The following is a 19,501-nucleotide window of genomic DNA, read 5'->3' as shown; positions in this document are numbered from 1 at the left end:
CTGCGGGGGGAATGCAATTGCAGCAAAACTGCGGCGTGTAGCATCATTTCCTCTTTACACCCAGATGGAACGGTAACACGATATATTGTAGGCGCGCCCGGAGACAACGCCGGGTGTAGCTGGGGTCCACCAAGGTTGGGGTGGGCTCACCCTACTCTGGAAAGGCAGGGAAAATGGCGCAGCTTGGTGACTTCATTCACAGTGACGAGATCCATCCCATCGACATCGTCGAGACGGTCGCGACCCATCACGAATGGGATTTCGATCGCCTGGCCGAGGACCAGATCGCCATGGCGGTCGAAGGGCAGTGGCGCAACTATTCGATCACGCTGGCATGGTCCCCGCGTGACGAGGTGCTGCGCCTGATCTGCACCTTCGACATGGACCCGCCCAGCGACCGGCTTCCCGCGCTTTACGAGGTGCTGAACCTTGCCAACGATCAGGTCTGGGATGGCGGGTTCACCTTCTGGGTGCCGCAAAAGCTGATGGTCTGGCGTTATGGTCTGGTTCTGTCGGGCGATGCCATCGCCAGCCCCGAGCAGATCGACCAGATGATCCGCAACGCCATCGATTCGGCCGAACGCTTCTATCCTTGCTTCCAACTGGCCTGCTGGGGGGACTCGACACCTGCCGCAGCTATGGACATCGCGATGTCCGAGGCCTACGGACGAGCCTGAGGAGCCGCCCCTGAAACCGGTTCGGGCGGCCAAGCAGGGGGAATGCAATGGATATTTCGGCGTTGAATGCCCGTGGGCTGGTCCTGGTCGGTTGTGGTCGCATGGGCGGGGCGCTTCTGGACGGGTGGCTGAAGAACGGGCTGGAACCGGGCGCAGTGCATGTGGTCGATCCCAATCCGCGTGCGGAACTGTCAGGGCTGGGTATTTCCATAAACGGTGAATTGCCGAAGTCTCCGGCCGTTCTGGTGATTGCGGTCAAACCGCAGATGATGGCGGGCGTGCTGCCCCAGTTGACCGGCTATGGCGCAGACACGCTGGTCCTGTCGGTCGCGGCGGGCGTCACCATTGCGGCCTATGAGGCGGCGTTTCCGACCTCTCCCATCGTGCGCGCCATGCCGAATACGCCCGCTGCGATCGGGCAGGGCATCAGCGCGATCATCGGCAATGACAAGGCCTCGGCCGCCGATGTCGCGCTGGCCGAGGCGCTGCTTCTGGCCGTTGGCCGCGTCGTGCGGCTTGATCGCGAGGATCAGATCGACGCGGTAACGGCGCTGTCGGGATCGGGGCCGGCCTATGTCTTCCATCTGATCGAGGCGATGACCGCCGCCGGCGTGGCCGAAGGCCTGTCGCCGGATCTGTCGCTGGCACTGGCGCGGGCGACCGTCGCTGGCGCCGGCGCGCTGGCTGTCCATGCCGATGAGGATCCGGCAAAGCTGCGCGAGAATGTCACCTCGCCGGGGGGGACCACGGCTGCGGGGCTGCGTGAATTGATGGATCCCGAAACCGGCCTGCCACCCTTGATGCGCCGCACCATCGCCGCCGCGGCCGAACGCGGGCGGGAGTTGGGGAAATGAGCGCGGGAGAAAACGGCGCCAGCGCACAGATCGGCTGGGACGATTTCGCGGCGGTGGATATCCGCACCGGCCGGATCACCCGCGCCGAACCCTTCCCCGAGGCGCGGCGTCCCGCCATCAAGCTGTGGGTCGATTTCGGCCCCGGGATCGGAGAGCGCAAATCCTCGGCCCAGATCACCCGGCATTACTCACCCGAAGGGCTGGTTGGCAAACAGGTGCTGGCCGTGGTCAACTTCCCCCCGCGCCAGATCGGACGCTTCATGTCCGAGGTTCTGGTGCTGGGCCTGCCCGATGAATCGGGCGAGGTCGTGCTGATCGCGCCGGACAAGCCGGTGCCCGTCGGGGGAAGGATGTATTGATGAAGCTTCTGGTGACACGCCGCATGACGCTTGCGGCCGAACAGGCCCTGGCCGAGCGGTTCGAAACGGTCGTTCTGGACCGCGAAGGCGGGCTTTCCCCCGAAGAAGCCGCGACCGCGATGCGCGATTTCGACGCGGTGATGCCCACCTTGGGCGACCGCTTCGCCGCCGAGGCGTTTCGGGGTGACCTGCGCTGCAAGCTGATCGCCAATTTCGGTGCGGGCTTCAATCATATCGACGTGGCGGCTGCGGCGAATGCGGGCATCATCGTGTCGAACACGCCCGATGCAGTGACCGAGGCGACTGCGGATATTGCCCTGACCTTGATCCTGATGACCGCCCGTCGCGCGGGCGAGGGAGAGCGGCTGCTGCGTCGCGGCGAATGGCGCGGCTGGCAGCCGACGCAATTGCTGGGCCGCCATGTCACCGGGGCGACGGTCGGCATCATCGGCATGGGTCGTATCGGCAAGGCCATCGCGCGCCGCTGCCATTTCGGTTTCGGGATGGAGGTGCTGTTCCACAACCGCTCGACCGTCTCGGCGCTGGACTTCCCGGCGCGGCAGGTCGAGGGGCTGGACGAGCTGCTGCGCAGCTCGGATTTCGCCGTGGTTGCCGTGCCGGGGGGCGCGGGCACACGTCATCTGATCGGTGCGCATGAGTTGGCTCAGCTGGGCCCGCATTCGTTCCTGATCAACATCGCCCGTGGCGATGTCGTGGACGAGGCCGCGCTGGTCGAGGCGCTGCAACAGGGCCGCATCGCGGGCGCGGGACTTGATGTCTACGAACGCGAGCCGCAGGTCTCTCCAGCACTTTGCGCGATGGAGAACGTGACGCTGCTGCCGCATCTGGGCACCGCTGCCGAAGAGGTCCGCACCGCGATGGCGATGCGTGCGATGAACAACCTGGTGGCCTTTTCCGAAGGACGGCCCTTGCCCGACCGGGTGAACTGATGCGGTCGGTCGATCGGGCGATGGACCTGATCCGCGCGGGCATTGCTGCGGCGGATCCCGCCGCGGCGGTGCGCCGTGGCATGGCCGAGGTGCTGGCCGACCCGCCCGGTCCGGGCGGGCGCTGGCAGGTGATCGCGCTGGGGAAGGCGGCCCGCGCCATGGCCGAAGCCGCGCTTGCGGTCCTGCCGGGGGCGGGGGCGCTGGTCGTTACCAATGCCGGAAACGATGCGCCGCTGGACGGGGCGCGGGTCTTGCGTGCTGGCCACCCCCAGCCCGACGCGGAAGGCGCCGCGGCCGCGGCCGAGGTCGAGGGCCTGCTGCGCGCGACGGTGCCGCACGACCGCGTGCTCGCGCTGATCTCGGGTGGAGGATCGGCCATGCTGCCCGCCCCGGCGCCGGGCATGACGCTTGCCGACAAGCAGGAAGTGAACCGCCTGCTGCTGGGTTCGGGCGCGGATATCGCTCAGGTGAATCTGATCCGCCAGAACCTTTCGCGGCTGAAGGGTGGGGGCTGGTTGCGCCTGTCCCCTGCGCCGATTGTGGCGCTGATCCTGTCGGACGTGCCGGGGGACGACCTGCGGGTCATTGCCTCGGGGCCGACCGTGGCCCCGGTCGGAGGACGGGCCGAAGCGATGGCATTGGCGCGGCAATTGGGTATCTGGGACCGGATGCCGGAAACGGCCCGCGCCGCATTGCTGCGGCCCGATGGAAACCCGGCCTTGCCGCCGGCGCGCAATATTCTGGTCGGATCGAACTCGATCTCGGTCACCGCGATGGTTGAAGGCGGCGCGACCGCCGCGCCGATCCCGCTGGAGGGCGACGTGCAGGAATGCGCCGAGGCGATCTGGCGCCTTGCCCCCAGCCTGGAGCCGGGACAGGCGCTGGCCCTGGGTGGAGAGACCACCGTGCGCCTGACCGGGGACGGCATGGGCGGTCGCAACCAGGAACTCGCCCTGCGTCTTGCGCTGCTGGCCGAGGCGCGACCCGTGGATTTCGACTGGGCCTTTGCCTCGGTCGGCAGCGACGGGCGCGATGGGCCGGGCGAGGCCGCGGGCGGGCTGGTCGGACCGGGCACCCCTGCCGCCATCCGCGCGGGTGGCATCGATCCGGTGGTGGCGCTGGCGCGAAACGATTCCACCCCCGCGCTGCAGGCCGGGGGCGCGCTGGTCATGACCGGACCGACCGGCACCAATGTCGCCGACCTGGCGGTGCTGGTCAGGGCCTGAACCTATTCGGCGGCGATGCCCGGCCCCTCGATCACGGGGCCTTCGTCGGTGCGACCGGTGCGACACAGCAGATGAGAGAACCGCGACCTTGCCTCGCCGCCCAGATAGGCAAGGCGGCCGGCGCAGATCGTTGCCTCGACTTGCCCGGTCCGGCGCGACAGGATGATCATGTCGGCTCGGCAGCCCTGATCCAGCCTGCCGCGATCGGCCAACCCCATGATCTCGGCCGGACGGGTCGAGAACAGCGGCCATATCCGGGGCAGGGCGGCCAGATCGCACCCGGCCAGTGACAGGGCGACGGGCACCATGCGGTGTGGTGCACCGTCAGAGACGATGGCATCCCCCAGCCCCGCGCGCAAAAGGTCGTGCAGCCGGTCTTCGTCCGCAGCCGACAGCAGGACCGGATCGCCCATTGCCCGCGCCGCCGCCGCCGCGGAATGGGCGGCGGGGCAGGCGGCAAGACCTGCGCCGATCATGGAATGGGTCTCGCGCATGGCACCGCCGGTATCGCCGATGCTGCCATAGCGGGCGCGGATGTCGTCAAAGGCTTCGGCCAGACGGCACAGGTGCCGCGGAACCTCGCGCCGCCGTGTGGCGGCTTCCTCGATGTCGCGCGACAACGCGGGGATGGTCATGCCCAGCCGCGCGGCGGCCTGCGCAAAGGCCGCCGGGTCGTGCTGCAGCAGGTTGTGAAGCCTCGCGAAGTCGCTTTCGAACCACCCCGCCTCGATCCGCAGGCGCTGGCACAGGTCGGCCAGCCGCTGCGTGCAATCCGTGCGATAGCTTTCGATCCGCAATGCGGGGCGCAGATCGGGCAGGGACTGGCGCGGCATCGCGGCCAGCAGCGCCTCGGCCGCATCGGGGCTGTTTACACTGCCATCCCAGGACCAGGACGGGGCCAGCCACGCGGTCGTGATCCCTGCCGCCGCCGCCCGCTCGGCCGAGGCGCGCAGTCGCTGGCGGGCACTTCCCTGCACCTCGGGGCGATACAGCAGGTCGACGATCCCCGGCAGGATCAGGTAGCCGTCCAAATCGACGCCGGGCAATGGCCCCTTGCCGATCCGGCCGCCAATGATGGCGACCGACCGCTGGCGCAGCTCTCCTTCACGCAGGATGGTGGCGCCGACAAGGCGCAGAGGTGGCAAGTGGGGCATGGCAATACTCGGGCCGGTTGTCCCATGAAGAATGCCGTGACGGTGTGAAATGCGCATGACATTCCTGTCTGTCGCAAAAACCTTGCTTGCGATGCCACGCTTGACCCCGGCGAGCGCGCCCAGCAGTCTGGCGCGACGGCGCAAGGACGAAACGAATGCTGCATGCCTATGTCCGGTCGGGAACCGGCTTGACCCTTTTGCAACCGGCCGAGCCGCTGGACGCTGCGCTGTGGATAGACCTTTACCGCCCGCTGGCCGAGCAGGTCGAGGCGGTGAACGCGCTTGGCTATGACGTGCCGACGCTGGCCGACATGGAAGAGATCGAGATCTCGAACCGGCTGTATATGGAAAACGGGACCTATTACATGACCGGCGTCCTGCCGGGCCAGCTTCCCGATGGCAGCCCCGTGGCCATGCCTGTGACGTTCATTCTGGATGGCAAGCGGCTGGTCACGGTCCGTCACCACGCGCCGCGTCCATTCGTGACCTATCCGGCCCGCGCCGACCGCTCAAGCAGCGGCTGCACCAGCGCCGAGCGCATCTTCCTGGGTCTGGTCGAGGAAATCGTGGGCCGGCTTGCCGATATTTCCGAAGGCGTGGGGCGTGTCCTTGACGCAACCGCGGCGCAGGTGCTGGGCAAGACAGCCAGCGGCAATTCGGCAGATCTGGAAACGGCGCTGGTCACCATCGGCCAGCAGGCCGAACTGATGGGCCGCGTGCGCATGGGGCTGCTGTCGATGGACCGGATCCTGGTCTATCACCGCGCCGGAACCGGGCAGGACCGCGAGAAAGAGGACGCCGGCACCCGCGCGGTCCGGTCGGCCGTGCAGCGCGACATTCAGGCGCTGGAGGTCCATGCCGATTTCCTGACCTCGCGCATCGGCATGACCATCGACGCCACGATGGGCATGATCGGCCTGCAGCAGAACGAGCGCGTGCGTCTGCTGTCGGTGGTGACGGCGCTGTTCCTGCCGCCGACGCTGATCGCCAGCATCTATGGCATGAACTTCCAGCACATTCCCGGCCTGCAACGCGTCCTGGGCTTTCCGATGGCGCTGGTCCTGATGGTCGCCTCGGTCGGAGGGGTAATCGCGCTTCTCAGGTGGAAGAAGTGGTTCTAGCGCGCAACGGGAAATCTTCGATCCGGTGCATGCGGCCCTCGGCGTCCTCGCCGACCAGCGAGACCGCCCGGACCTCCATCGGTGCCGCGATCAGCGGTTTTACCACGGGGGCAAGTGCCGCGACCAGCGCCGTGGCCCGGTCCTGATCCAGCCCGCCCGACAGGGTCAGGTGATAGTTGAACAGATCAAGGACAAAGGGATAGCCCCAATGATCCAGATGCGCCCGTGCCTGCGGGGGCAGGGCGTCCGGGCGACGGCGATCACGTTCGGCTGCGGTCAGGGGCGCACGCAGATCGTCCAGCCGAGTCACCAGCGCCTGTTCCAGCGCATGCAAGGCGGGCGGCTGTGCATGCGGTCGCAGGGCGACGAAACCCCAGTCCAAACTTAGCCGCAGGTCCAGCAGGAAAGGTGACAGGTGGTCGCAGACCAGTCCGCAGCGCAGGATCAGGTCGTCCACCGAATGCCCTTCGGCCAGCCGGAAGGGTGCCTTCAGCGTCGCGTGGAAGCCGTAGCGGCGCGGGACGTCGGTCAGCGCCTCGGCCGTGTCGGGCAGGCCAGCCACCGCCGGCCGATCAGCCGCTTTCACCCCGCGTGCGTCCCAGCCCAGCCATGCCGCACCGAAATCGCCAAGCGGGCCCTCGGGCAGGTGATAGATCGCAAACCGCCTGAAATTCATCCGCTTCTCCTGCTCGTGCCGCAATTCCGGCAAATTTGCGCCACCCCGGGTTGTCCGGTGGGCGCCTGCAGCTTATGGCTGCATATGCTGGTCCACAATCGGGGACGACGGATGAAATCCACACTCCGCTACATGACCTGGCCCTTCATCGTCACCGCAATCGGGCTGGTGCTTGCGGGGCTGATCGGCCTGCAATACCAAAGCACCGCGGGGGGCGCGCTGTCCTTTTTCCTGATCGCCGCCGTGCTCGCGGTGCTTGAGATCTCGCTCAGCTTCGACAACGCCATCGTCAACGCGAACAAGCTGAAACAGATGACGCCGCGCTGGCAGCGCCGCTTCCTGACCTGGGGCATCGTAATTGCGGTTTTCGGGATGCGGGTCCTGTTTCCGCTGCTGGTGGTGGTCATCGCCGCGCGCCTTGGCCCGATCGAGGCCCTGCGTCTTGCCGCGACCCAGCCCGTCGAATATTCCCGCATCATCCACGAGGCCCATTTGCCCATCGCGGGCTTCGGCGGCGCCTTTCTCATGCTGGTCGCGCTCAACTACTTCTTCGACCAAAGCAAGGATGTTGACTGGATCGCGGGCGTCGAAGGGGCGCTGCGCAAGCTCGGAGAGATCCGCGGCATGGAGGTCGGCTTCGTCCTTGTCTGCATGATGACAGTCATGCATTTCCTGCCCGCGGAAAAAGAGCACAGCTTCGTCATCTCGGCGATCTGGGGCGTCATTACCTATCTTCTGGTCGAGGCGCTGGGCCATATCCTGGACCGCTGGGGTGGCGGCGCGCCCTCGGCCGGCGACGTGGCGCGGGGTGGCTTCGGCGCCTTCTTATATCTCGAGGTGCTGGACGCATCATTCAGCTTTGACGGCGTGATCGGCGCCTTCGCCCTGACACAGAACCTGTTCCTGATCGCCATAGGCCTTGGCATCGGCGCGATGTATGTCCGCTCGATGACGGTGATGCTGGTCGAAAAGGGAACGCTGGCCCAGTTCCGCTATCTTGAACATGGCGCGTTCTGGTCGATCTTCGTGCTGTCGATCATCATGTTCGTCCAGACCCTGCGCCCCATCCCGGAATACATCACCGGCCTTCTGGGCGCGGCCTTCATCGCGGTCGCCTTCGTGAACTCGCTCAGCTGGCGGCGCCGCCACCCGGATCGGATCAGGCCGGACTAGCGCGACCGCCGGGCTTTCACCGTTTTTAAAATACCCGAAAGTCGGTGCGCCGCGACCTGCGCGGCGCCCGATGCCTTCAGCCCCGCGCCAGCGGCCGGGTGGCCGCGTCCAGCCAGGGGCGCGTGGTCTCTGCCACCAGGGGGCCGATCTCGGCCAGGACGCGCGCGTGATAGGCGTCCAGCCAATCCATCTCGGCCGGGGACATCAGCGCGGGATCGATCAGGCGGCGGTCTATCGGACACCAGGTCAGCGTCTCGAACCCCAGCATGTCGCGCCCGTCCGGACTTTCCGCCGGCTCGACGACGATCAGGTTCTCGATGCGGATGCCGTATTCGCCCTCGCGGTAATAGCCCGGCTCATTCGACAGGATCATCCCGGGTTGCAGGGGAATGTCCGACACGCGCGAGATGCGGACCGGCCCCTCATGCACGGACAGTCCCGCGCCGACGCCGTGTCCGGTGCCGTGATCGTAATCCATGCCCTCGGCCCACAAGGGGGCGCGGGCCAGTGCGTCCAGGTGCCCGCCCGCGACGCCGCGCGGAAAGCGAGCGCGCGAAATCGCGATCATGCCCTGCAGGACACGCGTATAGGGCCGGCGGACGGCCGGATCGAAATTGCCCATCGGCAGCGTCCGGGTAATGTCGGTCGTCCCGTCCGGGTATTGCCCGCCCGAGTCGATCAGCACGATATCGCCGGGCAGGATGCGCCGGTCGCTTGCTTCCGAGACGTGGTAATGCGTGATCGCCCCGTTCGGACCCGAACCCAGGATGGTGTCGAAGCTGATGTCGATGATGCCGCGTGCCAGCCGCAACTCTTCCAGCTTGCGACAGACATCGATCTCGGTCAGCGGATCATCGGCAAGGCTGGGCGCGCGCGCCTCCAGCCAGCACAGCAGGTCCGCGACCGCCGCCCCGTCGCGCAGATGCGCGGCGCGCATCCCCGCGATCTCGGCAGAGTTCTTCGTGGCCTTGGGCATGATGACCGGATCCGCGGCCTCGCGGATCGGGGTGTCCATGCTTTCGATCAGGCGAAAGACCTGGTCGGGCGCCGTGGCCGGATCGACGATGACCGGCCCGGACAGGTTGGTCAGCGCCGGGATCAGCGCATCGGGGGGAAGCACCGTCACCTGGTTGCCCAAGGCCGCCCGGATCTCGGGGCCCAGCTTTGCCGGATCGGTGAAGACGGCGACGCGCCCGTCATCCTCGATGATGGCGAAGGACAGCATGACCGGGTTCTTCGGCACATCCGCGCCGCGAATGTTCAGAAGCCACGAGATGGAGTCGGGCAGGGTCAGGACCGCGGCCTGCGCTTCGGACCGGTTCAGCAGGGCGGCGATGCGCGCGCGCTTATCCGCCGCGCTTTCGCCCGCCAGTGCGTCGGGCCACAGCCGGACCTGCCCGACAGGGGGCGCGGGCTGATCCTTCCAGATCGCGTCGACGGGGTTCGTCTCGACAGGAACCAGCCCGATTTCGGACCCGAGCAGGCCCCGCTCGATCTCGTTGATCTCGCGGCGGGTATGCAACCAGGGGTCATAGCCGATGCGTCCGCCCTCGGGCAGCGCTTCGCGCAGCCAGGCCGCCGTCTTGATTTCCGGCCAGTGAACCGGGGTGAAATGGCCCAGGTCGATTTCGGACTTCACCTGCACGCGATAGCGCCCGTCGATGAACACGCCCGCACGATCTGGCGTCACCACGGCAAAGCCGGCGCTGCCGGAAAAGCCGGTCAGCCAGGCCAGCCTGGCGTCATGGGCGGCGACATATTCGCTTTGATGGGCATCGGCGCGTGGAACGATGAAACCGTCAAGCTCGCGTTTCGCCAGCTCGGCGCGCAGCGCGACCAGTCGCGGCACATGCTGCGTCGGATTCGAATGGCTGTCGAAGCTCTGGAACATGTTCACCTCTTTTTCTTGTTCTCAGGTGGTTCTTGCCTGCCGCAGGCGAAGCTCCGCGCCCGGAAGGGTGCGGGCCAGGCCGTCGGCGACGGCCTCGGCGCTGCGGCGATGATGGAACGCCTCGGCCACCCGCGCGCGCGAGGCATGGGCCAGGCGCTGTGCCGTCTCGGGATCGGCCAGCAACCCCGCAATGGCATCGGCCATCAGGTCCGGGCGTTCGGGCGGCAGCAGGATGCCGTCCTGCCCCGACGTGATCAGTTCGTGGTTCCCCCCGACATCGGTGACGACGACCGGCATCTCCATCGCCATCGCCTCCATGATCGCGACCGAGATACCCTCGTTAAGGCTGGCCAGGGCAAAGACATGGGCGCGTTCCAGCGCATCGCGGACCGCGCCTTCGCTGACCGCGCCCAGCAGCCTGACCGCATCGCCAAGACCCTTGGCGGCGATCAGGGCCTGCAATTCACGATGATATCCGCTGCCGCCCTGCTCGTCCTCTCCGGCGATTTCCAGATGAGTGTCGATGCCCCTGGCCCGAAGCAGGGCGACCGTCTCGACCAGGTGGTCATGCCCCTTGATCGCATTCAGGCGACCGCAGCTGAACAGGCGCAGCGGCTTGCCGGGGGCGGGCGGATGCCAGGGATGGCTGCGGCGGATCTGGGACAGGTCCACGCCCATCGGCGCGATATTGACCACCGCCGGCAGGTCGGGGCCGATCTCGCGCGTCGCGACCCCGGCCAGCAGGCGAGAGATGATCGTGGCAAAGCGGGCATGGCGCCATTTCTGGCGCTGGTTCGGGCCATAACCCTCCAGTGTCGGGCCATGCAGCGTCAGGCTGTAGCTTGGCCCGCCCAGCCGCTGGGCCAGCATGGCGATATTGGCGCTGTCGGCGCAGGAATGGACATGGACGTGATCCCAGCCGCGTTCTCGGGCAATCATCTTCAGCCGTGCGGCCATTGCCAGCAGGCCCAGCATCCGCAATCTCTGCTTGGCGCCCCCCCGCGTTTCGGCCGCCAGTGCCGCCGAGACCCCGCGCGCCAGCCCCGTGGGTGCGCGCAGCGCCTCGACCCCGGCCGAGGCTAGCCCAGCGGTCGAGACGGGCATCAGATAGCGTGTCTGGCGCTGCGCCTCGGCCGCCCAGCTATGCGAGGCAACCGCGCGCGGCGGCGGCCGGGTCGAGACGAGATCCGCCTCGATCCCCATTTCCGCCAACGCCTGTCGTTCACGCCACAGGAAGATATGGGTCTGACCCGGAAATTCCGGAATGAAGAAGCCTATTCGCAGCACGTCGCGCCTCCACCGATGTCGCAGTGGTCGCATGAGGCGCGAGGCCAAATCAAGCGATCACAGCGCATGGCACGGCGCGCGAGGGGACTAGCCCCGACGCGCCGCATTCATGCCAAGGACGCGGGCCCGCTTCCTGGGATCGGCTTCAAACAGGGCGGCAAGCTGTTCGGTGATGGCGCCCGCCAGCTGCTCGGCATCGGTGATCGTCACCGCGCGCTGGTAATAGCGGGTGACGTCATGGCCGATGCCGATCGCCAGCAGTTCGACCTGACGGCGCTTTTCGATCATGGCGATCACGTCACGCAGGTGCTTTTCCAGGAAATTCGCCGGGTTCACCGACAGCGTGCTGTCATCGACCGGCGCCCCGTCCGAGATCACCATCAGGATGCGCCGCGCCTCGGGGCGGCGGGTCAGGCGACGATGGGCCCATTCCAGCGCCTCGCCGTCGATGTTTTCCTTCAGTAAACCCTCTTTCATCATCAGACCAAGGTTCGGGCGCACGCGCCGCCAGGGCGCATCGGCGGCCTTGTAGATGATGTGGCGCAGATCGTTCAGCCGACCGGGATGGGCGGGACGGCCGTTGGCCAGCCATTGTTCGCGGCTTTGGCCGCCCTTCCATGCGCGGGTGGTGAAGCCCAGGATCTCGACTTTGACCTGGCTCCGTTCCAGCGTGCGCGCCAGAACGTCCGCGCAGATCGCCGCGATGCTGATCGGACGCCCCCGCATCGAGCCGGAATTGTCCAAGAGCAGCGTCACCACGGTATCGCGGAACTCGGTATCCTTTTCGATCTTGAAGGACAGCGGCATGGTCGGGTTCGCGACCACGCGGGCAAGGCGACCCGCGTCCAGAACGCCTTCTTCCTTGTCGAATTCCCAGCTGCGGTTCTGCTGCGCCTGCAGGCGGCGTTGCAGCTTGTTGGCAAGGCGGCTGACCGCGCCGCGCAGGGGCTCAAGCTGCTTGTCCAGATAGGCGCGCAGGCGTTCTAGTTCCTGCGGGTCGGCCAGATCCTCGGCCCGGATCTCTTCGTCGAAGATCTGGGTATAGACGCGATAGTCGGGACTGGCTTCGCTGACGGGCGGAGGGATGTCGGGCGGGCTTTCCGCCTCGGACATCTCGGCTTCGTCGGCCATTTCCTCGTCGGACTGGTCGTCCATGCTGACCTGGGCCTGACGCTCGTCCTGGGTCTGTTCCTGGCTGCGCTCTGGCGCGGCCTCGGCCTCATCGTCCTCGCTCTGGTCGCGGGACTGGTTGTCGCCGGCTTCCTCGTCCTGCTCGGCGTTCTCCTCGGCGTCGTCATCCTGCGGCTCGTCCGGGTCTTCGCCCAGCTGGTCGCCATAGCCAAGATCCGCGATCACCTTGCGCGCAAGGCGGGCGAAACCGGCCTGGTCGGCCAGCGCCCTGGACAGATCGTGAAGATCGCCGCCGGCCTGCTGCTCGACAAAGGGGCGCCACAGGTCCGCCACATGCTGGGCCGAGGGCGGCAGCGCGCGGCCGGTCGCGATCTGGCGCAGCAGATAGCCCGCCGCGACCGAAAGCGGCGCGTCGGCGGGGGACTTGATCTGGCCATAGCCCTTGCGGTCGGCTTCCTGCCCCAGCTTGGCGTCGATGTTGGACAGCGCGCCGGGCATGTCGCGGGCGCCAAGAGCCTCGCAGCGCGCGGTCTCCATCGCCTCGTAAAGATCGCGAGCCATCGGACCGGCGGGCGCATATTTCGCGTGGGTCGCCACATCATGATGGCGCAGCTTCATCGCCAGCGCATCCGCCGTGCCGCGCGCCAGCAGCACCTCGTCCCGCGTCATGCGGCGGCTGACCTGAGGCAGACGCATGGTGTCGCCCGAGACGCCTGAGGGGTCGGCGCTGAAGGTGACGTTCAGCTCATGCTCCTCGGCCATGGCGCGCGTCGCCTCGGTCAGGGCCTTCTTGAACGGATCGGCGGGGTTGTCGGATTTTTTCATGGTGTCACCTGCTGGAACCCAAGGCTTCCTTGCCGTGCAGGAGAAGCTGGATGAATTCGCGTGCTCGCCCGGTTTTGAGGGCAGGCGGGTTCGTTCTTGATCGAGGACAGGAAATGCCTTGCACCTGTTCGATGCTGCCTGATGTCAGCCGTTGAGTCTGGTGGGCATGGGGTTCCGAGCCGTTTGGGCCGACCCCGAAGCCGAGGCGGCGCCCCGCCTTCGGGCCCGGGCAGCACCTTTGACCATCGGCCAGCAACAAACTGGCCGCGGTCAACAGCGCGTGCCGGACCCCCGCGCCCATCACCCCGCCTTGACCGCCGCGCTTTCGGGCAGTTCCTCGTCGAACAGACGCTGGTAGAACTCGGCGACGGTCTGGCGCTCAAGTTCGTCGCATTTGTTCAGGAAGGTCAGGCGGAAGGCGTAGCCGACATTGTCGCCGAAGATGCGCGCGTTCTGTGCCCAGGTGATCACCGTGCGCGGCGACATCACCGTGGACAGGTCGCCCTGCATGAAGGCGGTGCGGGTCAGGTCGGCCAGCGTCACCATCTGGCTGATGACCTTGCGGCCCTTTTCGGTGTTGTAGGTCGGGTTCTTGGCCAGCACGATCGCGGTTTCGGCATCGTGGCTGAGATAGTTCAGGGTCGAGACCAGCGACCAGCGGTCCATCTGGCCCTGGTTGATCTGCTGGGTGCCGTGGTAAAGGCCGGTCGTGTCGCCCAGGCCCACGGTGTTGGCGGTGGCGAACAGGCGGAAATACGGATTCGGCGTGATGACTTCGTTCTGGTCCAGCAGGGTCAGCTTGCCGTCGGCTTCCAGCACGCGCTGGATCACGAACATCACGTCCGCGCGGCCCGCGTCGTATTCGTCGAAGACGATGGCGGTCGGGTTCCGCAGCGCCCAGGGCAGGATGCCTTCGTGGAAGACCGTGACCTGCTTGCCGTCGACCAGCTTGATCGCATCCTTGCCGATCAGGTCGATCCGGGAAACATGGCTGTCCAGGTTGACCCGCACGCAGGGCCAGTTCAGGCGCGCCGCGACCTGTTCGATATGGGTCGATTTTCCAGTGCCGTGATAGCCCTGGATCATCACCCGGCGGTTATAGGCAAAGCCCGCCAAAATCGCCATGGTGGTGTCGGGATCGAATTTGTAGGTCGGGTCGATCTCGGGCACGCGATCGGTTCGGTCGGCAAACCCCTTGACCTTCATCTCGCTGTTCAGACCAAACGTCTCGCGCAGGTCGATTTCTTCGGTGGGTTTGGCGTTCACGTCCAGCATCACTCGGGCCCTTTTGTCGCAACATCGTCTTGATTGCGCATTCGGGCAGGACGTGCAAGCACCCGCGCATGGGCGGAACTTCGCCTGTGGCCTTGATTGACGGCCCGGCGCGCTGTTTCTAAGCTTTCGCGAATTGCTGGAAGAAGGACCCGCCCGCTTGACCGACGCGCGCCGGATCGCATTGGAAGGGTTGATCATGCGTGTCGCACAGGGCGACCGGTCGGCCTTCGACGCGCTTTATGATGCGACCTCGGCCAAGCTGCATGCGGTCTGCCTGTCGCTGCTGAAGGACCGCCCCGAGGCGGAAGAGACGCTTCAGGAAGTCTATCTCAACATCTGGCGCGGGGCCTCGCGCTATTCGGCGAACGGGTTGTCGCCGATGACCTGGCTGATCACCATCGCCCGCAACCGCGCCATCGACCGGCTGCGGGCGCGCGATTCCCGTCCCGCCTTTGCCCCGGCCGAGGCTGCCGCGTCGATCCCGGCCTTGGGCGCTTCGCCGGAACAGGCGGCGATCCGCGGGCAGCAGCACAGCCTGCTGGCCGCCTGCCTGGACGAGCTGGAGCCCGGCCAGGCAGGTGTTGTCCGCGCCGTCTATCTTGAGGGGCTGACCTATGCCGACCTGGCCGAGCGCCAGGGCGTGCCGCTGAACACCCTGCGAAGCTGGTTGCGCCGGGGCCTGCTGCGGCTGAAGGAATGCGTGAACAGATGAGCGAGGATACGCCCCCGGATCCCGGCCACGAACCGGACCTGACCCCCGAGCAGCAGGACGATATCCTGGCCGCCGAGATCGCCCTTGGCCTGGCTGCCCCGGACGACGCGCAGCAGGCCGTGGCGCGCCTTGCCGCCGATCCCGCATTCGCCCAGCGCGTCCGCGACTGGCAGGAACGGCTGGCGGTGCTTGCCGAGGAACTGACCCCGGTCATGCCCCCGGTGCGCGCGCGTCAGCGCATCCGCGAGGATCTGGGTCATATCTCTGCGCCGCTGAGCCATATGATCGACAGCCGCATCCGCTGGTGGCAGCGCCCGCTGCCGCTGATTTCCGCGGCCGCGGGCGCAGTCGCGGCCGTGGCGCTGGTGGTGATGCTGGCGCTGCCCGTGCTGCGGGGGCCGGAGCTGCCCAGCTATCAGGCCGCGCTGGCCTCGTCCGATGCGACCATGCGCGTCGATGCCCGCGTGGACGGGCGCGAGGTCGAGGTAATGCTGATGGATGGCACCGTGCCCGAGGGGCGAGACTGGCAGGTCTGGTGGATCAGCCCGGACGGCTCGGCCCCGGTCTCGCTGGGGCTGGTGGCGCGCAAGGGGCCGATGCGCACAAGCCTGCCCGAAGGGATCGATATGGTCGAGGGCGTGCGCATCGCGCTGTCCGAGGAGCCGGCAGGCGGCTCTCCGACCGGTCAGGCGACCGGGCCGATGTTCGCCATGGCTCCGCTGCGCCGGTCCTGACCTTCGGGAAAATGCGCGGCGCGGCGAACCGCACTTGCGCGCCCTGCGTTCGTTTCGCACAAGGGCATCACAGGGCCGTGAACGGCCGCAGGCGAAAAGGATGACGGATGAGCGGTTTGCTGGCGCTGCTGGATGATGTGGCGGGAATCGCCAAGATTGCGGCGTCTTCCGTCGACGACGTGGCGGGGCAGGCGGCCAAGGCGGGCGCCAAGGCCGCGGGTGCGGTCATCGACGATGCGGCGGTGACACCGAAATACGTCCACGGCTTTTCCGCCTCGCGCGAGGTGCCGATCGTCCTGCGCATCGCGCGAGGATCGCTGATCAACAAGCTTGTGATCCTGCTGCCGGTGGCGCTGCTGCTGTCTGCCTTTGCCGACTGGGCGATCACCCCGCTTCTGATGCTGGGGGGCAGCTATCTTTGCTTCGAAGGTGCCGAGAAGGTCATGCATGCCCTTGGCCATCACAAGGTGAACGAGCCGCAGTTGCAGACGACCGAGGATGGCGCTGCCGGGCTTGAGGAAGAGCGCGTCAAGGGCGCGATCAAGACCGATTTCATCCTGTCGGCCGAGATCATGACCATCGCGCTGGCCGCGATCCCCGATGGCGACCCGATCTGGAAAGAGGCGCTGATCCTGGCCATCGTCGCCGTCGGGATCACGGTGGCGGTCTATGGCTTTGTCGCGATCATCGTGAAGGCCGACGATTTCGGCCTGCACCTGGTCGAACGGGGTGGGGCGCTGGCAGGCTTCGGGCGCGGGCTTGTCCGCTTCATGCCGGGTTTCATGAAGGTGCTGACCGTGGTCGGCACCGCCGCGATGATCTGGGTCGGCGGGCAGATCGTGGTCCACGGGCTGCACGAACTGGGAATGCACCAGCCCTATCAATGGGTGCGCGAGCGGTCCGAGGCCGCGGCACAGGCCTTGCCGCAGGTCGCGGGGGCTGCCGGCTGGGCCACGACGGCGTTTCTGGACGGGATATTCGGTCTGGTGCTGGGCTTTATCCTGATTCCGCTGGTCCAGCATGTGATCTCGCCCGTGATCGGCGCGGTCAGGGGGATTTTCGGTGGCGCGCGCGCCTGACTCCTCTTTCCCTGCCGGGGATGCGCATGGCCCGCTTGTCCTTGGGGCACGCGCGGGATTATGACCGGCCTGCAATCAGGAGGGACACCATGCCGATACCCGTTCAGGCCGCCGAGGCGCTCAGCCAGCTTCTGGGCGCGCGCTTTTCCCAGTCGCAGGCCGATCGCGATTTGCATGGCGTATCCGAAACCTTTCACCGCGCCCCGCCGCCTGACGCGGTCGTCTGGCCCCTTTCGACCGACGAGGTCGCGGCCGTCATGCGCATCTGCCATCAGCACCGCATTCCGGTGATCGGCTGGGGTACCGGCACGTCGCTTGAGGGGCATGCGCTGGCCATTCATGGCGGCATCGTCATCGACCTGATGAAGATGGACCGCGTGATCGAGGTGCGTGCCGGCGACCTGCAGGCCAGCGTCCAGCCTGGCGTCACGCGCGAGGCGCTGAACACCGAATTGCGCGCGACAGGCCTGTTCTTCCCGGTTGATCCCGGTGCCAATGCCAGCCTGGGCGGCATGGCGGCGACCCGTGCCAGCGGCACCACAGCCGTGCGCTATGGCACCATGCGCGACAACGTCCTGGCGCTTGAGGTCGTTCTCGCCGACGGGCGTGTCATCCGCACCGGGACGCGGGCGGCGAAGTCCAGCGCGGGCTATGATCTGACCGCGCTGTTCGTCGGATCGGAAGGCACGCTGGGCATCATCACCGAACTGACCCTGCGCCTGCACGGCCAGCCCGAGGAAATGGCCGCGGCCGTCTGCGCCTTTGGCACGCTGGAGGAGGCGGTCGAATGCGTGACCGCGACCATCCAGTCGGGAATTCCGATGGCGCGGATCGAATTCGTCGATGGTGATGCCGCGCGCGCCTTCAACCAATATGCGGGCACGCATCTGCACGAAGGCCCCCACCTGATGGTCGAGTTCCACGGCTCGCCCGCGACGGTCAAGGAGGACGCCCAGAAGTTCGGCGAGCTTGCGGCCGAATTCGGCGGGCAGGGCTTTGACTGGGCAACCACGCCCGAGGATCGCGCGGCCCTGTGGAAGATGCGCCACGGCGCCTATCGCGCCTGCCTTGCGCTGCGTCCGGGCGCGACGGCGGTCGTGACCGATGTCTGCGTGCCGATGTCGCATCTGGCCGAGGCCGTGGCCGCCGCCGCCGCCGATATCCGGGCCGAGGGGCTGATTGGCCCGATGGTCGGTCATGTCGGCGACGGCAATTTCCATTCGCAGCTTCTGATCATGCCGGGGGATGCGGCAGAGCTTGCCGCCGCGAAACGAGTCGCGACCCGCATGGCGGAACGCGCGCTGGCCGTCGGCGGCACCATCACCGGTGAACATGGCGTCGGGGTTGGCAAGCGCCCGCTGATGCGCGCCCAACATGGAGAGGGGGTCGCGGTGATGGCGGCGATCAAGCAGGCGCTGGATCCCGAAGGAATCATGAATCCCGGCAAGCTGATTCCCGACGCGAACTGACGCGGATAAGCCAAGGACAGAGAGGGACAATGGCCCTGACGCTTGTTCCCGGCTTTATGCTGGACCGCGATCTTTGGACCGATATCGCCCCGGCGCTGCAGCGGTTCGGACCGCTGACCCATGCCGATCCGGCCCGGGCGACCACGATTGCCGAAATGGCCCGGGACACGCTGGACGCCGCGCCCGCCCGTTTCGCGCTGATCGGCTTTTCCATGGGCGGCTATGTCGCGCGCGAAATGGCACGGATCGCGCCCGAGCGTGTCTCGCGCCTGGTCCTGATCGCGACCTCGTCGCGAAGTGACAGTGAGTTGCAGGAGCGTCGGCGCGCGGTCGCGTTGGGGGCAAACGCCGCCGTGTTTCGGGGCGTCTCGCGCCGTTCCATCGCGCAGTCCCTTGCGCCCGAACACGAGGGCGATTCCACCCTGATCTCGCGCATTCACGACATGAGCCTGCGGCTGGGAGGCGAGACCTTTCGCCGCCAGGCCATGTTTCGCCGCGAGGGCGACCTTGACCAGCTGGCGTCGATCCGTTGCCCGACGCTGGTGGTGGCCGGGGACCGCGACCGCCTGCGCAGCGTCGAGGAATCGGTGGAAATGGCGCAGGCCATTCCCGGCGCGCGGCTGGAAATCCTGCCCACTGGCCACATGATCCCGCTTGAGGCCCCCGATCTGTTGGCCCGGTTGCTGGTAGATTTCCTGATAGAAGCCGCCTGAGCCCGGTCGCAAGGCGGGTTGTCTGCGCAGGTCTCAGCCATGGACCGGAGGCACCGCTGCCCGACAGGGAGAGGCCGTATTCCGCCGATGCCGTGCGCTGGGTCCTGCCTGCAACACTCCAAGCGAGATCGACTGACATGATCGTGACTGTCACGGCATCGTGACAGAACTCTGTGCCTTTGCGATAAAGGTCCA

The 19,501-nt window shown here is 67.0% G+C and carries 18 protein-coding genes; 12 read left to right on the top strand and 6 right to left on the bottom strand.

Annotated features, from left to right (window positions below):
* The first annotated feature begins 173 nt into the window (after positions 1 to 173).
* Genes RM190_RS13770 through RM190_RS13750 form a run of 5 tightly spaced genes read left to right on the top strand, consistent with a single transcriptional unit; the run spans position 174 to position 4,066 of the window.
* Entirely contained in the window at positions 174 to 677 is a 504-nt protein-coding gene (locus RM190_RS13770) for a type III secretion system chaperone family protein (RefSeq protein ID WP_311760030.1), read from the top strand.
* 47 nt (positions 678 to 724) lie between these two features.
* Positions 725 to 1,531, top strand: coding sequence for a pyrroline-5-carboxylate reductase (proC, locus tag RM190_RS13765; RefSeq protein WP_311760029.1), 807 nt, complete (start codon positions 725 to 727; stop codon positions 1,529 to 1,531).
* Entirely contained in the window at positions 1,528 to 1,890 is a 363-nt protein-coding gene (locus tag RM190_RS13760) for a tRNA-binding protein (RefSeq protein WP_311760028.1), read from the top strand. The genes proC and RM190_RS13760 overlap by 4 nt, the downstream gene beginning before the upstream one ends.
* Positions 1,890 to 2,840: a 2-hydroxyacid dehydrogenase gene (locus RM190_RS13755; protein ID WP_311760027.1), complete on the top strand. Its 951-nt coding sequence runs from the start codon at positions 1,890 to 1,892 to the stop codon at positions 2,838 to 2,840. The genes RM190_RS13760 and RM190_RS13755 overlap by 1 nt, the downstream gene beginning before the upstream one ends.
* A complete protein-coding gene (locus RM190_RS13750; protein ID WP_311760026.1) occupies positions 2,840 to 4,066 on the top strand; it encodes a glycerate kinase type-2 family protein in 1,227 nt (408 codons plus the stop codon). The genes RM190_RS13755 and RM190_RS13750 overlap by 1 nt, the downstream gene beginning before the upstream one ends.
* Before the next feature lie 2 nt (positions 4,067 to 4,068).
* Here the strand turns inward: RM190_RS13750 and RM190_RS13745 are convergent, their stop codons facing one another.
* On the bottom strand, positions 4,069 to 5,220 hold the full coding sequence (locus RM190_RS13745) for an alkylphosphonate utilization protein (RefSeq protein WP_311760025.1): 1,152 nt from the start codon (positions 5,218 to 5,220) through the stop codon (positions 4,069 to 4,071).
* A gap of 155 nt (positions 5,221 to 5,375) precedes the next feature.
* Here RM190_RS13745 and RM190_RS13740 point away from each other — a divergent pair, with 155 nt between their 5' ends.
* Positions 5,376 to 6,341 (top strand): magnesium transporter CorA family protein, encoded by a 966-nt coding sequence (locus tag RM190_RS13740; RefSeq protein ID WP_311760024.1) that lies wholly within the window; start codon positions 5,376 to 5,378, stop codon positions 6,339 to 6,341.
* On the opposite strand, the gene RM190_RS13735 is transcribed toward RM190_RS13740, so the two are convergent.
* Entirely contained in the window at positions 6,319 to 7,017 is a 699-nt protein-coding gene (locus RM190_RS13735) for a DUF1045 domain-containing protein (protein ID WP_311760023.1), read from the bottom strand. The genes RM190_RS13740 and RM190_RS13735 overlap by 23 nt on opposite strands.
* A gap of 111 nt (positions 7,018 to 7,128) precedes the next feature.
* Between RM190_RS13735 and RM190_RS13730 the strand changes: the two genes are divergently transcribed.
* A complete protein-coding gene (locus RM190_RS13730; protein ID WP_311760022.1) occupies positions 7,129 to 8,190 on the top strand; it encodes a DUF475 domain-containing protein in 1,062 nt (353 codons plus the stop codon).
* A 76-nt stretch (positions 8,191 to 8,266) separates the two neighbouring features.
* Here RM190_RS13730 and RM190_RS13725 read toward each other — a convergent pair whose 3' ends face one another.
* The 4 genes from RM190_RS13725 to cobS form a co-directional block, all read right to left on the bottom strand.
* Positions 8,267 to 10,081 (bottom strand): aminopeptidase P family protein, encoded by a 1,815-nt coding sequence (locus RM190_RS13725; protein ID WP_311760168.1) that lies wholly within the window; start codon positions 10,079 to 10,081, stop codon positions 8,267 to 8,269.
* Positions 10,082 to 10,102: 21 nt separating this feature from the next.
* Positions 10,103 to 11,368 carry an exopolysaccharide biosynthesis GT4 family glycosyltransferase EpsE gene (epsE, locus tag RM190_RS13720; RefSeq protein WP_311760021.1) on the bottom strand — a complete coding sequence of 422 codons (1,266 nt, stop codon included), beginning with the start codon at positions 11,366 to 11,368 and terminating at the stop codon, positions 10,103 to 10,105.
* 87 nt (positions 11,369 to 11,455) lie between these two features.
* Entirely contained in the window at positions 11,456 to 13,324 is a 1,869-nt protein-coding gene (cobT, locus tag RM190_RS13715; protein WP_311760020.1) for a cobaltochelatase subunit CobT, read from the bottom strand.
* 300 nt (positions 13,325 to 13,624) lie between these two features.
* Positions 13,625 to 14,599, bottom strand: coding sequence for a cobaltochelatase subunit CobS (cobS, locus tag RM190_RS13710; protein ID WP_311760019.1), 975 nt, complete (start codon positions 14,597 to 14,599; stop codon positions 13,625 to 13,627).
* Between the two features lie 157 nt (positions 14,600 to 14,756).
* On the opposite strand from cobS, the gene RM190_RS13705 reads away from it, so the two are divergent.
* From RM190_RS13705 to RM190_RS13685, 5 genes are all read left to right on the top strand, one after another.
* Entirely contained in the window at positions 14,757 to 15,311 is a 555-nt protein-coding gene (locus tag RM190_RS13705; RefSeq protein WP_311760018.1) for a sigma-70 family RNA polymerase sigma factor, read from the top strand.
* A complete protein-coding gene (locus tag RM190_RS13700; protein ID WP_311760017.1) occupies positions 15,308 to 16,045 on the top strand; it encodes an anti-sigma factor in 738 nt (245 codons plus the stop codon). Before RM190_RS13705 ends, RM190_RS13700 begins: the two co-directional genes overlap by 4 nt.
* 107 nt (positions 16,046 to 16,152) lie before the next feature.
* Positions 16,153 to 17,124 carry a DUF808 domain-containing protein gene (locus RM190_RS13695; protein ID WP_311760016.1) on the top strand — a complete coding sequence of 324 codons (972 nt, stop codon included), beginning with the start codon at positions 16,153 to 16,155 and terminating at the stop codon, positions 17,122 to 17,124.
* Between the two features lie 89 nt (positions 17,125 to 17,213).
* Positions 17,214 to 18,593: an FAD-binding oxidoreductase gene (locus RM190_RS13690; RefSeq protein WP_311760015.1), complete on the top strand. Its 1,380-nt coding sequence runs from the start codon at positions 17,214 to 17,216 to the stop codon at positions 18,591 to 18,593.
* A 29-nt stretch (positions 18,594 to 18,622) separates the two neighbouring features.
* Positions 18,623 to 19,306 (top strand): alpha/beta fold hydrolase, encoded by a 684-nt coding sequence (locus RM190_RS13685; RefSeq protein WP_311760014.1) that lies wholly within the window; start codon positions 18,623 to 18,625, stop codon positions 19,304 to 19,306.
* The last annotated feature ends 195 nt before the right edge of the window (positions 19,307 to 19,501 follow it).

The sequence above is a fragment of the Paracoccus broussonetiae genome, from assembly GCF_031854425.1.
Classification (GTDB): domain Bacteria; phylum Pseudomonadota; class Alphaproteobacteria; order Rhodobacterales; family Rhodobacteraceae; genus Paracoccus; species Paracoccus broussonetiae.
The sequence above is the reverse complement of the archived record's forward strand: the minus strand, read 5'-3'. Positions and strand labels throughout refer to the sequence as shown.